Source organism: Pseudomonas sp. MF6776, assembly GCF_016613125.1.
In the GTDB taxonomy this organism is placed as follows: domain Bacteria; phylum Pseudomonadota; class Gammaproteobacteria; order Pseudomonadales; family Pseudomonadaceae; genus Aquipseudomonas; species Aquipseudomonas iridis.
The window spans coordinates 16,699-29,549 of the sequence record NZ_JAENSQ010000007.1; the positions used below are offsets into that span (position 1 = coordinate 16,699).

Genomic DNA, 12,851 nt, shown 5'->3' on the forward strand with positions numbered 1-12,851 from the left:
ATGTCAAAATTCTTCATCGACCGTCCGATTTTCGCCTGGGTAATTGCCCTGGTGATCATGTTGGTCGGGGCACTTTCGATCCTGAAATTGCCGATCAACCAGTACCCGAGCATTGCGCCACCGGCCATTGCGATCTCCGTGACCTACCCGGGCGCCTCGGCGCAAACCGTGCAGGACACCGTGGTTCAGGTGATCGAGCAACAGCTCAACGGTATCGACAACTTGCGTTATGTGTCCTCGGAAAGTAACTCCGACGGCAGCATGACCATCACCGCGACCTTCGAGCAAGGCACCAACTCCGACACCGCGCAGGTACAGGTTCAGAACAAGCTGAACCTGGCCACCCCGCTGTTGCCGCAGGAAGTGCAGCAACAAGGTATCCGCGTGACCAAGGCAGTGAAGAACTTCCTGCTGGTGATCGGCGTGGTGTCGCGTGACGGCAGCATGAGCAAGGACGACCTGTCCAACTACATCGTGTCGAACATGCAGGACCCGATCTCCCGTACTGCGGGTGTCGGCGACTTCCAGGTCTTCGGTGCCCAGTACGCGATGCGCATCTGGCTCGATCCGGCCAAGTTGAACAACTTCAACCTGACCCCGGTCGACGTCAAAACCGCCATCGCGGCGCAGAACGTCCAGGTCTCGTCCGGTCAGCTCGGCGGTTTGCCGGCCGTACAGGGCCAGCAGCTTAACGCGACCATCATCGGCAAAACCCGCCTGCAGACCGCCGAGCAGTTCAAAGAGATTCTGCTCAAGGTCAACAAGGACGGCTCGCAGGTTCGCTTGAAAGACGTCGCCAGTGTGGGCCTGGGTGGTGAGAACTATGCGATCAGCGCCCAGTTCAACGGCAGTCCGGCATCCGGCCTGGCGGTAAAACTGGCCAACGGTGCCAACGCCCTCGACACGGCCAAGGCCTTGCGCACCACCATCGACGGACTGAAACCATTCTTCCCGCAAGGCATGGAAGTGGTATTCCCGTACGACACCACTCCGGTGGTGACTGAATCGATCAAGGGTGTGGTTCACACGCTGATCGAAGCAGTGGTGCTGGTGTTCCTGGTGATGTTCCTGTTCCTGCAGAACTTCCGCGCCACGGTCATTACGACCATGACGGTGCCGGTGGTATTGCTCGGTACATTCGGCATCCTCGCCGCCGCCGGTTTCAGCATCAACACCCTGACCATGTTCGGTATGGTGCTGGCCATCGGCTTGCTGGTGGACGACGCCATCGTTGTGGTGGAAAACGTCGAGCGGGTGATGAGCGAGGAAGGCTTGTCGCCCAAGGAAGCGACCAAAAAGTCCATGGGCCAGATCCAGGGCGCACTGGTCGGTATCGCGCTCGTACTGTCGGCGGTATTGCTGCCGATGGCGTTCTTCAGCGGTTCCACGGGTGTGATCTACAAGCAGTTCTCGATCACGATCGTTTCGGCCATGGCCCTGTCGGTACTGGTTGCCCTGATCTTCACCCCGGCGCTCTGCGCGACCATGCTCAAGCCGATTCCGAAAGGCGAGCACGGTACGCCGAAGAAAGGTTTCTTTGGCTGGTTCAACCGCAACTTCGACCGCGGCGTGCGGAGCTACGAACGCGGTGTCGGCAACATGCTGACCCGCAAGGCGCCGTACTTGCTGGCTTACCTGCTGATCGTCGTTGGCATGATCTGGCTATTCACTCGCATTCCAACCGCGTTCCTGCCGGAAGAAGACCAAGGCGTTCTGTTCGCCCAGGTGCAGACGCCGGCCGGCTCCAGTGCTGAGCGCACTCAGGTGGTCGTGGATGAAATGCGTGAATACCTGCTGCGTCCGAACAAGGATGGCGGTGAGGCTGACGCGGTGGCTTCGGTGTTCACCGTAACCGGCTTCAACTTCGCCGGTCGTGGCCAGAGCTCGGGTATGGCGTTCATCATGCTCAAGCCGTGGGGCGAACGAGACGCTGATAACAGCGTGTTCAAACTGGCCGCCCGTGCTCAACAGCACTTCTTCAGTTTCCGCGACGCGATGGTGTTTGCCTTCGCACCACCCGCAGTACTGGAGTTGGGTAACGCCACGGGTTTCGACGTGTTCCTGCAAGACCGTGCCGGTATCGGTCACGAAAAACTGATGGAAGCACGCAACCAGTTCCTCGGCATGGCGGCGCAGAGCAAAGTCCTGACCCAGGTGCGTCCGAACGGCTTGAACGACGAGCCGCAGTTCCAGTTGGAAATCGATGACGAGAAGGCCAGCGCCCTGGGCGTTACTATCAACGACATCAACAACACCTTGTCGATTGCGTTGGGTAGTAGCTACGTCAACGACTTCATCGACCGTGGTCGAGTGAAGAAAGTGTACATACAAGGCCAGCCGGACTCGCGCATGAGCCCGGAAGACTTGAAGAAGTGGTATGTGCGCAACGCCTCCGGCACCATGGTTCCGTTCTCCGCATTCGCCAAAGGCGAGTGGATCTACGGCTCGCCGAAGCTGGCACGCTACAACGGTGTGGAAGCGGTAGAAGTGCTGGGTGCTCCGGCGCCGGGTTACTCCACCGGTGAGGCCATGGCGGAAGTCGAAGCGATTGCCAGGAAACTTCCTTCAGGTGTCGGTATCTCCTGGACCGGTCTGTCCTATGAAGAACGTCTGTCCGGTTCGCAAGCACCAGCGTTGTACGCCTTGTCGCTGCTGATGGTGTTCCTGTGCCTGGCGGCGCTGTATGAAAGCTGGTCGATTCCGATCGCGGTCATGCTCGTGGTTCCACTGGGGATCATCGGTGCGTTGATGGCCACCAGCCTGCGCGGTCTGTCCAACGACGTGTACTTCCAGGTGGGCTTGTTGACAACTATTGGTCTGGCGGCGAAAAACGCCATTCTGATTGTCGAGTTCGCCAAGGAGCTGCATGAGCAAGGGCGCAGTCTGCGCGAAGCGGCGATTGAAGCCTGCCGCATGCGTCTGCGACCGATCATCATGACTTCGCTGGCCTTCGTGCTCGGTGTTGTACCGTTGGCAATCTCGACCGGTGCCGGTTCGGGCAGCCAGCATGCAATCGGTACTGGCGTGATTGGCGGTATGCTGACGGCCACGATCCTGGCGATCTTCTGGGTCCCACTGTTCTTCGTCACCGTGTCTTCCATTGGTCAGCGTAAAAATGCCGACAAGGATGACGCCATAGAAACTCCTAAAGAGGCTGGCCAATGAGCAAGTCGCTACTCTCCCTCGCAGTCGCCGCCTTCGTGCTGAGCGGTTGCTCGCTGATACCTGACTATCAGCAGCCTGATGCTCCGGTCGCAGGCCAATACCCGCAGGGGCCGGCGTACTCGCCAGCCCAGGCACCGGCGCAAGCCGCTGCCGAGCAGGGCTGGAAGCAGTTTTTCCATGACCCGGCCCTGCAACAGCTGATCCAGGTCTCGCTGGAAAACAACCGCGACCTGCGTGTCGCGGCGCTGAACATCGACGCCTATGCGGCTCAATACCGCATTCAACGTGCCGATCTGTTCCCGGCGGTTTCGGCCAATGGCAGCGGCAGCCGTCAGCGTCTGCCGGCGCGCGCGTCGCAGACCGGCGATTCGATGATCAGCAGTTCGTACTCCGCCACCGTCGGCATCAGCGCCTACGAACTCGACCTGTTCGGTCGGGTGCGCAGCCTGAGCGAACAAGCGTTGCAACAATACTTCGCCACTGAAGAAGCGCGCCGCAGCACCCAGATCAGTCTGGTCGCCAGCGTCGCCAACGCCTACCTGACCTGGCAGGCCGACAAAGAACTGCTCAAGCTGACTCAGGACACCCTCGGTGCCTTCGAAGAAAGCTACAAGCTGACCAGTCGCAGCAATGAAGTCGGTGTGGCTTCGGCGCTGGATCTGGCGCAGTCGCGCACCTCGGTGGAAAACGCCCGGGCACAACTGGCGCGTTACACCCGCCAGGTCGCTCAGGACGAAAACAGCCTGACCCTGCTGCTTGGCACCGGTATCCCGGCCAATCTGCAAACGGCCAAACCGCTGGCCGATGACCTGCTCAGCGACGTACCGCCGGGTCTGCCATCGGACCTGCTGCAACGTCGTCCGGACATCCTTCAGGCCGAGTACAACCTGAAGGCCGCCAACGCCAACATCGGCGCCGCCCGTGCAGCGTTCTTCCCGAGCATCAGCCTGACCGCCAACGCGGGTACCCTGAGCCCGGACCTGTCCGGCCTGTTCAAGGGTGGTTCGGGGACGTGGCTGTTCCAGCCGCAGATCAACCTGCCGATCTTCAACGCCGGCAGCCTGCGCGCCAGCCTCGACTACGCCAAGATCCAGAAAGACATTGGCGTGGCGAACTACGAGAAGTCCATTCAAACGGCCTTCCAGGAAGTCGCCGATGGCCTGGCCGCACGCCAGACCTACACCGAGCAATTGCAGGCGCAGCGTGATTTCGTGCAGGCCAACCAGGATTACTACCGCCTGGCCGAGCGTCGTTACCGCATCGGTGTCGACAGCAACCTGACCTTCCTCGATGCCCAGCGTCAGCTGTTCAGCGCCCAACAAGCGCTGATCACCGACCGCCTCGCGCAGCTGACCAGTGCGGTCAACCTGTACAAGGCATTGGGTGGTGGCTGGAATGCGCAGACTGCGCAAAACGAACCACAGAAAGAAGAAGCACCGAAGATGAAGTTGTTCTGATCATCTGCTGAACACAAAGAGCCCACCTTATTGGTGGGCTTTTTGTTGCCTGCCAGAAAGTTGTGTTGTCTGGGCGGGTGCTATCGCTGGCAAGCCAGCTCCCACAGGGTTCTCGGGTGTACCCGGGGTATATGAACAACCCAAAAACCTGTGTGTGTGGCTTGCCAGCGATAAGGCCATCACCTGCATCGCAAAACCCGGCCCAATCTTGCGTTCGATAATCGCCCAAAAACCGCTTTCCCCGATTGAAACCCCGCCTCCGCGCCCCGCACCATTCATCCCACAAAACCAATAACATCAGGTTCGACACCATGCCCCCGCGCCCTGCCCTGTCCGGCTGATCACCGCCGCTCATTCCGAAATCTGCAAGCCAATGCCCGCCGCAAAAAGCGCCGGCACCGAACTCCGTTCGCCCCAAAAATAACAAGAGAAACTGCAATGACCCACCCAACTGCGCCGTACGCATTCCCCGGCCTGATCGCCCTGGCACTGGCTTGCGCGGCTTTGCCCGTTGCGGCTGAAGAAGCCGGTTTTGTCGAAGGGGCCAAGGTCAACCTGAACCTGCGCAACTTCTACATCAACCGCAACTTCACCAACCCGACCAAGGCTCAGGGCAAGGCTGAAGAGTGGACGCAAAGCTTTATCCTAGACGCCAGATCCGGCTTCACCCAAGGCACCGTCGGCTTCGGCATGGACGTGCTCGGGCTGTATTCGCTGAAGCTCGATGGCGGCAAAGGCACTGGCGGCACGCAACTGTTGCCGCTTGATCATGACGGTCGCCCGGCGGACAACTTCGGCCGTACCAACGTCGCGTTCAAGGCGAAGCTGTCGCAGACCGAAGTGAAGGTCGGCGAATGGATGCCGGTACTGCCGATCCTGCGTTCGGACGACGGTCGCTCGCTGCCGCAAACCTTCCGCGGCGGCCAGATCACGTCGAAAGAAATCGGCGGCCTGACGCTTTACGGCGGTCAGTTCCGCGCCAACAGCCCGCGCGACGACAGCAGCATGAGCGACATGTCGATGACCGGCAAAGCGGCGTTCACCTCTGATCGCTTCAACTTCCAGGGTGGTGAATACGCTTTCAACGAAAAACGCACGCAGATCGGTCTGTGGAATGCCGAGCTCAAGGACATCTACAGCCAGCAATACATCAATCTGATCCACAGCCAGCCACTGGGCAAATGGACCCTGGGCGCCAACCTCGGTTTTTTCTACGGCAAAGACGACGGCAGCGCGCGCGCCGGGGATCTCGACAACAAGACCTGGTCCGCATTGTTCTCGGCAAAATATGGCGGCAGCACCTTCTATGTCGGCCTGCAAAAACTCACCGGCGACAGCGCGTGGATGCGCGTCAACGGCACCAGCGGCGGCACCCTGGCCAACGACAGCTACAACGCCAGCTACGACAATGCGCAGGAACGTTCCTGGCAGGTCCGCCACGACTACAACTTCGTCGCCCTCGGCGTCCCCGGCCTGACGCTGATGAACCGCTACATCAGCGGCGATAACGTACACACCGGGACCATCACCGACGGCAAGGAGTGGGGCCGCGAATCGGAACTGGGCTACACCGTGCAGAGCGGCACGCTCAAGGACCTGAACGTCAGATGGCGCAATTCGACCATGCGCCGGGATTTCAGCAATAACGAGTTTGATGAGAACCGGTTGATCGTCAGCTATCCGATCAGTTTGCTCTAACCTCGCCTCGTCAGGAGCTGCGGCACGCTGTGATCTTCTGATCCTGAAAAACAGGATCAAAAGATCGCGGCGTACCGCAGCGCCTACAAAAAAAACCGCATCAGGATGCCACCCGTCAGGTCGGCTGGAGCTTTTTTTGCTGGCGAGTAGAGTTGAAAAACCTGAAGGACTCAGGCGTACAACCCTACCCACTTCCGTTATCTGTTGTAGTTGGTCCCCAAGACTTGAGCCAGGCTGTCACGGAAGACACTGCTGATCACCGGAGGACCACCTCATGATCGCTCGACTCAAAACGGCACCCGACTGGGATGCCAAGGCTTACCAGCAGTTTTCCCGTCTCAGGCAACGCCCGGTCAACGAATTGCTCGACCGTGTCGACCTGCAAACCCCACAGCGTATTTACGACCTTGGTTGCGGCACGGGCATTGCCACTCAGTTGTTGGCCGAGCGCTGGCCACACGCACAACTGCAGGGAATCGACAGCTCGCAGCAAATGCTTGAACAAGCCCGCTGCCTGCCGATCAACGCATCGTGGCAGCACTGCGACGTGCTCGACTGGCGACCCGAACAACCTGCTGACCTGCTGTTTGCAGCGGCGGTTCTGCATTTCATCAACGGTCATGAGACGTTACTGCCGAATCTGCTGGGTCTGCTCAATGATGGAGGGTGCCTGGCGGCGCACATGCCGGACTGGCGCGATGCATTGTGGTATCGACTGATGCTCGACACCCTCGACGATGCCGGCCCCGGCAACACGCCACTGGGCACACCGCAACTGCGCCAGCGCATGGCCGCGCGGCCCTTGCTGTCACTTGAGGATTACTACCGTTTGCTCGCACCGCTGGCCGCGTCGCTGGACATCTGGGAGACCGAGCAATTGCAGGTGGTTGACGGCAAGTCGCCGGTGTATGACTGGATAAAAGTTTCGGCGCTAAGGCCGGTGATGCAGGCGCTGACGTCGGAGGAACAGGCGCGCTTCATTTATCACTTTCTGATGCGGGTGCATGCGCATTATCCGCAGGAGGAAAACGGGCACACGCTGTTTCCGTTCAAGCGAATATTCATTGTGGCCACAGTCTGAAGATCAAAAGATCGCAGCCTTCGGCAGCTCCTACAATATGCAATGCAATCCCCTGTAGGAGCCGCCGAAGGCTGCGATCTTTTCAAACCCGACAATCACTCCCGGGATTCAACACCCAGCTCATCCCAGACCGACTCAGCCAGATGAAACGTCGCGTTCGCCGCTGGAATCCCGCAGTAGATCGCGCTCTGCATGATCACTTCCTTGATCTCGCCACGGCTCACGCCGTTATTGGCCGCCGCGCGCAGGTGCAGTTTCAGTTCGCCCTCGCGGTTCATGCCGATCAGCATGGCGATGGTGATCAGGCTGCGGGTATGCCGAGGCAAACCTGGGCGGGTCCAGATGTCGCCCCAGGCGTGGCGGGTGATCATCTCCTGAAATTCCGAGTTGAACTCGGTCAGTGTGGTCAGGCTGCGATCGACATGCGCGTCGCCCAACACTGCGCGGCGGACCTGCATGCCTTCGTCGTAACGTTGTTTCTCGTCCACAAAAACTTCCTCACTGAGCCTGTAAAAACGTCAACACGCGATCGCTGAAAGCGATACCTGCCTGCACGTTTGAAAGATGCGCCGCGTAGAACTCGGCGTACTCCGCACCGCGCACATGCTCCTGAATGAAGTGGCCACCGGACGGCGGCGTTACCGCATCTTCGGTACCGGCGATCACCAGTAGCGGCAGGTTGATGGACGCCAATTGATCACGGAAATCGGCATCACGCACTGCAGCGCAATTGGCCGCATAACCTTGCGGCGAAGTCGCCGCGAGCATGTCGGTAATCTGCTTGGCCGCCGCCGGATGGGCTTGGGAAAAGTCCGGGGTAAACCAGCGGGCAATCGACGCATCGCGCAGGGCAACCATTGCTGGCGCACCGTCACGCAGCACGGTTTCAATGCGCGGGTTCCACACTGACGGATCGCCGATTTTCGCTGCCGTATTACACACGATCAGTTTGTGCAGTCGATGCCCGGCATTGATCCCCAGCCACTGACCGATCAACCCGCCCATCGATAACCCGCAGAAATGCGCGCGCTCGATGTGCAGCGCATCCAGCAGCCCGAGCACGTCGTGGCCCAGTTGTTCGATGCTGTACGGCCCCGGCGTCACCAACGACTTGCCGTGCCCGCGGGTGTCGAAACGCAGCACGCGAAAGTGCTCGGTGAATGCCGGCATCTGCACGTCCCACATATGCAGGTCGGTGCCCAGCGAGTTGGACAGCACCAGCACCGGCGCATCGACCGGGCCTTGGATTTGATAGTGCAGTTCGCCATCGGCGAGTTGAACGAAAGCCACAGCCCTCTCCTTCAGACAGTCAAAGCGTTGTGTTCGGCCACCGCTCGCTCGACCCAGACCTGCGCCTGACCGAGGTAATGGGCGGGGTTCAAAAGATTATCCAGTTCAGCGCTGCTCAATTGCGCAGTGACCTGCGGTTCGTCACCGAGCACGGCACGCAAGTGGCGCTGTTCGGCCACGGCACGTTTGCAGCATTGTTCGAGCAAGTGATGCGCGGTGTCGCGGCCGACCCGCTGTGCGAGCACGATGCTCACCGCTTCGGCCAGCACCAGCCCTTGGGTCAGGTCGAGGTTGCGCGCCATGCGTGCGGCGTCTACCTCCAGGCCATCAGCCAACAGGCGCGCCTGTTGCAGTGAGCCCGAGACAAGGCAGCAAATCTGCGGCAAGGTTTCCCATTCGGCATGCCACAGACCGAGGCTGCGCTCGTGCTCCTGCGGCATCGCACTGAACAGCGTCGACACCAGCCCCGGCACTCGCGTGGCTGCGCCGATCAACACGGCGGCACCCACCGGATTGCGCTTGTGCGGCATGGTTGACGAACCGCCCTTGCCCGGTGCCGAAGGCTCGAAAACCTCCGCTGCTTCGGTCTGCATCAACAGACTGATGTCGCGGCCAAGTTTGCCGAGGCTGCCGGCGATCAAACCCAGTACCGCGCCAAACTCCACCACGCGATCACGCTGGGTGTGCCACGGCTGTTCCGGCAAGGTCAGTTGCAGTTCTTCGGCCAAGGCCTGGGCAATCGGCAGTGCCTGTTCGCCCAATGCCGCGAGGGTGCCCGACGCTCCGCCGAATTGCAGCACCAGCAAACGGGGTTTCAGCTCGCGCAAACGCTGGCGGCTGCGGGTCACGGCGCCGAGCCATCCGGCGATTTTCATGCCCAGAGTCACCGGTGTCGCGTGTTGCAACCACGTGCGCCCGGCCATTGGCGTTGCCGCGTGGCGCTGAGCCTGCGCAGCAAGAGAATCGGCCAGTTGCGCCAGATCGCTTTCGATCAGATCCAGCGCCTGACGCAATTGCAGGACCAACCCGGTATCCATCACGTCCTGACTGGTCGCGCCCAGATGCACATACCGCTCGGCCTCGGCGTCGGTTGCGGCAATCTGCTTGCCCAACGCCTTGACCAGTGGAATCGCCGAATTGCCCGCCGTGGCAATCGCCTCGCCCAGCACTGCGAAGTCATAGAGGTCGGCGCGACAGGCATTCTCGATGGGCGCAACAGCGCTCGCCGGAATCAAACCCACCCGCGCCTCGGCCCGAGCCAGCGCCGCTTCGACGTCGAGCATCGCCTGCACGCGGCCCTGATCGCAGAACACCTCGCGCATATCGCGGGCGGTGAAGTAGGCATCGAACAATTGATCGCCCGGTCGCTGAGTCATAAACAGTCCTTGCCGGCGCGGGCCATCGCGGCCCGCGCACATGGGGTTACAGATCGTGGTGCAAATATTTCGCCTGCTTCGGCAACCGCAGGCTGAACAGGAAGGCCACCGCCATCATCGCCGTGACGTACCAATAGAAGACGTTTTCCATGCCGCCAGCCTTGAGGCTCAGCGCAACGAATTCGGCCGAACCACCGAAGATCGCGTTCGCCACCGCATACGCCAGGCCGACGCCGAGGGCGCGGACTTCCGGCGGGAACATTTCGGCTTTCACCAAGCCACTGATCGAGGTGTAGAAACTGACGATGGCCAGCGCCACGGTGATCAGCACGAACGCCAGGAACGGACTGCTGACAACCTTCAGACTGAGCAAGATCGGCACCGTGAACAACGTACCGAGGGCGCCGAACCAGAGCATCGAACTGCGTCGGCCGATCTTGTCGGCGAGCATGCCGAACAGCGGCTGCATGCACATATAAAGGAACAGCGCGCCGGTCATGATGTAGCTCGCGGTCTTGGCGTGCATGCCGGCGGTGTTCACCAGGTATTTCTGCATGTACGTGGTGAACGTGTAGAAAATCAGCGAACCACCAGCGGTGTAGCCAAGCACGGTGATGAACGCGGCTTTGTGATCGCGGAACAATGCGCGGATGCTGCCGGCGTCCTTGTTTTCGCGCATTTCCTTGCTGGTGGTTTCTTTCAGCGAACGGCGCAGGAACAGCGAAATCAGCGCCGCCACCGCACCGACCACAAACGGAATCCGCCAGCCGTAGGCACGCAGGTCGTCTTCAGTGAGGAACTGTTGCAGCACCACCACCAGCGACACCGCCAGCAATTGCCCGCCGATCAGCGTCACGTACTGGAACGAGGCAAAAAAACCGCGCTGGCCCTTGAGCGCAACTTCGCTCATGTAGGTCGCGGTGGTGCCGTACTCGCCGCCGACCGACAGGCCTTGCAGCAGACGTGCGAACAGCAACAGCACCGGCGCCCAGACGCCGATGTCCTTGTAAGTCGGCAGGCAGGCGATGAGCAACGAACCGAAGCACATCATCAGAATCGAGATCAGCATCGAGTTCTTGCGGCCGTGCTTGTCCGCCACCCGGCCAAAAATCCAGCCGCCAATCGGCCGCATCAGGAAGCCTGCGGCGAACACGCCAGCGGTGTTGACCAGTTGTACGGTGGGATTGTCGGAGGGGAAAAACGCCGGGGCGAAATAGATCGCGCAGAAGGCGTAGACGTAGAAGTCGAACCATTCGACGAGGTTGCCGGACGAAGCGCCGACAATCGCGAAGATGCGCTTGCTGCGCTCTTCGCCGGTGTAATGGGCGGTCTGGGTTGTCATTATTTTTCACTCAATAGGGACAGTCAGAGTCTAGACACACTTTGCAACAGTCCCGTTCCACAAGCTGGAACATCAAAAGATCGCAGGCTTCGGCAGTTCCTACAGAAAGCACATTCCAAATGCAGGAGCTGCCTAAGGCTGCGATCTTTTGCTCTTGATCTCAATAATCGAAGAACACCGTCTCGGCATCAGTGCCCTGCAAAATCACATTCCACTGATAAACCCCCGACGCATCCGGTTTGGCCAGCAACGTCGCACGACGTTCGGCCGGCACGCATTCGAGCAGCGGATCAGCAACATTGGCCGGCTCACCCTCAAAGTAGATCCGCGTCAGCAAGTGCTTCACCAACCCGCGTGCAAACACCAGCACCACCAGATGCGGCGCCTGGGTCGAGCCCTTCAGCCCCTCAACCGTACCCGGTTTGATCGTGGTGAAACGAAAGCGCCCTTCGGCGTCCACCGGCACTCGGCCAAAACCTTCAAAATGCGGATCGAGGGGTTTGGCCTGCTCGTCTTCCGGGTGGTTGTACTTGCCAGCGGCATTCGCCTGCCACACTTCAAGCATGGCGTCGTTGACGACATCGCCGTTGCCGTCCACCACTTGACCGGTGATCGCCACGCGCTCGCCGAGGGTTTGTTCATTGGCGAGGTTTTCGCGGTTCAGCCAGGTCAGGCCGATGTGGTAATACGGCCCGACGGTGTGGGACGTGGTCGCAGTCAGCGTCATCTTATTTCTCCATCGGCGTGGCTTCACGCCCGCGCAGCACGATGTCCCAGCGATAACCGAGGGCGTAGGACGGAATGGTTTTCTCCAGATCGAAACTGGCGATCAGACGTTCCTTGGCCGACGTATCTGGCACGCAGTTGTAGATCGGGTCGTAGGCCAGCAGAGGATCGCCGGGGAAATACATCTGCGTGACGAGTCGGGTGAGAATGCTCGGCCCGAACAGCGAAAAGTGGATGTGCGCGGGGCGCCAGGCATTGTGATGGTTGCCCCACGGATAGGCACCAGGCTTGATGGTCTGGAACTGATACCAGCCGTCGGCATCGGTCACGGTGCGGCCGGTGCCGGTGAAGTTCGGGTCCAGCGGCGCGTCGTGCAGATCGCGCTTGTGGTTGTAACGGCCGGCGGCGTTGGCCTGCCAGATCTCCACCAGAATCCCCGGCACCGGCAAGCCGTTTTCGTCGAGCACACGGCCATGGATGATGATGCGCTCGCCCTGCGGCTCGCCGTCGTGTTGGGCGGTCAGGTCGTTGTCCTTCTCGGCAACACGCTCGGCGCCGATGGTCGGACCGGTGATTTCCGACAGCGAATGCGGCAGAAACACCAACGGCTTGGACGGCGAGCGCAGATTGGTGGATTGATACGTCGGGTGCAGGTACTCAGGCTGGGTGCCTTCCTGCGGGCGACGGTAACCAGGCTTGTCAGACATTTCGCTTTC

10 protein-coding genes are annotated in these 12,851 nt (G+C 60.3%); 4 read left to right on the forward strand and 6 right to left on the reverse strand.

Annotated elements, in window-relative coordinates; all coding sequences use genetic code 11:
• The 4 genes from emhB to JJD74_RS10180 all read left to right on the forward strand — a co-directional run bounded on the left by emhB (window position 1) and on the right by JJD74_RS10180 (window position 7,401).
• Window positions 1–3,165, forward strand: a complete 3,165-nt coding sequence (emhB, locus tag JJD74_RS10165) for an efflux RND transporter permease subunit EmhB (RefSeq protein ID WP_200613414.1) — start codon at window positions 1–3, stop codon at window positions 3,163–3,165.
• Window positions 3,162–4,622, forward strand: a complete 1,461-nt coding sequence (gene emhC / locus JJD74_RS10170; RefSeq protein WP_200613417.1) for an efflux RND transporter outer membrane subunit EmhC — start codon at window positions 3,162–3,164, stop codon at window positions 4,620–4,622. The genes emhB and emhC overlap by 4 nt, the downstream gene beginning before the upstream one ends.
• A gap of 438 nt (window positions 4,623–5,060) precedes the next feature.
• Entirely contained in the window at window positions 5,061–6,320 is a 1,260-nt protein-coding gene (locus JJD74_RS10175; protein ID WP_200613419.1) for an OprD family porin, read from the forward strand.
• A gap of 274 nt (window positions 6,321–6,594) precedes the next feature.
• On the forward strand, window positions 6,595–7,401 hold the full coding sequence (locus JJD74_RS10180) for a methyltransferase domain-containing protein (RefSeq protein ID WP_200613421.1): 807 nt from the start codon (window positions 6,595–6,597) through the stop codon (window positions 7,399–7,401).
• A gap of 95 nt (window positions 7,402–7,496) precedes the next feature.
• Here the strand turns inward: JJD74_RS10180 and pcaC are convergent, their stop codons facing one another.
• The 6 genes from pcaC to pcaH all read right to left on the reverse strand — a co-directional run bounded on the left by pcaC (window position 7,497) and on the right by pcaH (window position 12,842).
• Window positions 7,497–7,889 carry a 4-carboxymuconolactone decarboxylase gene (pcaC, locus tag JJD74_RS10185; protein WP_007917093.1) on the reverse strand — a complete coding sequence of 131 codons (393 nt, stop codon included), beginning with the start codon at window positions 7,887–7,889 and terminating at the stop codon, window positions 7,497–7,499.
• A 10-nt stretch (window positions 7,890–7,899) separates the two neighbouring features.
• Complete coding sequence (gene pcaD / locus JJD74_RS10190; RefSeq protein WP_042558011.1) at window positions 7,900–8,691, reverse strand: 3-oxoadipate enol-lactonase; 792 nt, start codon at window positions 8,689–8,691, stop codon at window positions 7,900–7,902.
• An 11-nt stretch (window positions 8,692–8,702) separates the two neighbouring features.
• Complete coding sequence (locus tag JJD74_RS10195; RefSeq protein ID WP_200613422.1) at window positions 8,703–10,067, reverse strand: 3-carboxy-cis,cis-muconate cycloisomerase; 1,365 nt, start codon at window positions 10,065–10,067, stop codon at window positions 8,703–8,705.
• Between the two features lie 46 nt (window positions 10,068–10,113).
• Window positions 10,114–11,409: an MFS family transporter gene (locus JJD74_RS10200; protein WP_042558009.1), complete on the reverse strand. Its 1,296-nt coding sequence runs from the start codon at window positions 11,407–11,409 to the stop codon at window positions 10,114–10,116.
• A 160-nt stretch (window positions 11,410–11,569) separates the two neighbouring features.
• Window positions 11,570–12,136: a protocatechuate 3,4-dioxygenase subunit alpha gene (gene pcaG, locus JJD74_RS10205; RefSeq protein ID WP_200613424.1), complete on the reverse strand. Its 567-nt coding sequence runs from the start codon at window positions 12,134–12,136 to the stop codon at window positions 11,570–11,572.
• Window position 12,137: 1 nt separating this feature from the next.
• Complete coding sequence (pcaH, locus tag JJD74_RS10210) at window positions 12,138–12,842, reverse strand: protocatechuate 3,4-dioxygenase subunit beta (RefSeq protein WP_042558007.1); 705 nt, start codon at window positions 12,840–12,842, stop codon at window positions 12,138–12,140.
• Between the last annotated feature and the right edge of the window lie 9 nt (window positions 12,843–12,851).

Excerpts from the sequence above, each read along its gene's own strand:
- JJD74_RS10175 (WP_200613419.1), top strand. The coding sequence starts at position 5,061 with ATGACCCACCCAACTGCGCCGTACGCATTCCCCGGCCTGATCGCCCTG.
- pcaG (WP_200613424.1), bottom strand. The coding sequence starts at position 12,136 with ATGACGCTGACTGCGACCACGTCCCACACCGTCGGGCCGTATTACCAC.
- emhB (WP_200613414.1), top strand. The coding sequence starts at position 1 with ATGTCAAAATTCTTCATCGACCGTCCGATTTTCGCCTGGGTAATTGCC.
- pcaH (WP_042558007.1), bottom strand. The coding sequence starts at position 12,842 with ATGTCTGACAAGCCTGGTTACCGTCGCCCGCAGGAAGGCACCCAGCCT.
- JJD74_RS10180 (WP_200613421.1), top strand. The coding sequence starts at position 6,595 with ATGATCGCTCGACTCAAAACGGCACCCGACTGGGATGCCAAGGCTTAC.
- JJD74_RS10195 (WP_200613422.1), bottom strand. The coding sequence starts at position 10,067 with ATGACTCAGCGACCGGGCGATCAATTGTTCGATGCCTACTTCACCGCC.
- JJD74_RS10200 (WP_042558009.1), bottom strand. The coding sequence starts at position 11,409 with ATGACAACCCAGACCGCCCATTACACCGGCGAAGAGCGCAGCAAGCGC.
- emhC (WP_200613417.1), top strand. The coding sequence starts at position 3,162 with ATGAGCAAGTCGCTACTCTCCCTCGCAGTCGCCGCCTTCGTGCTGAGC.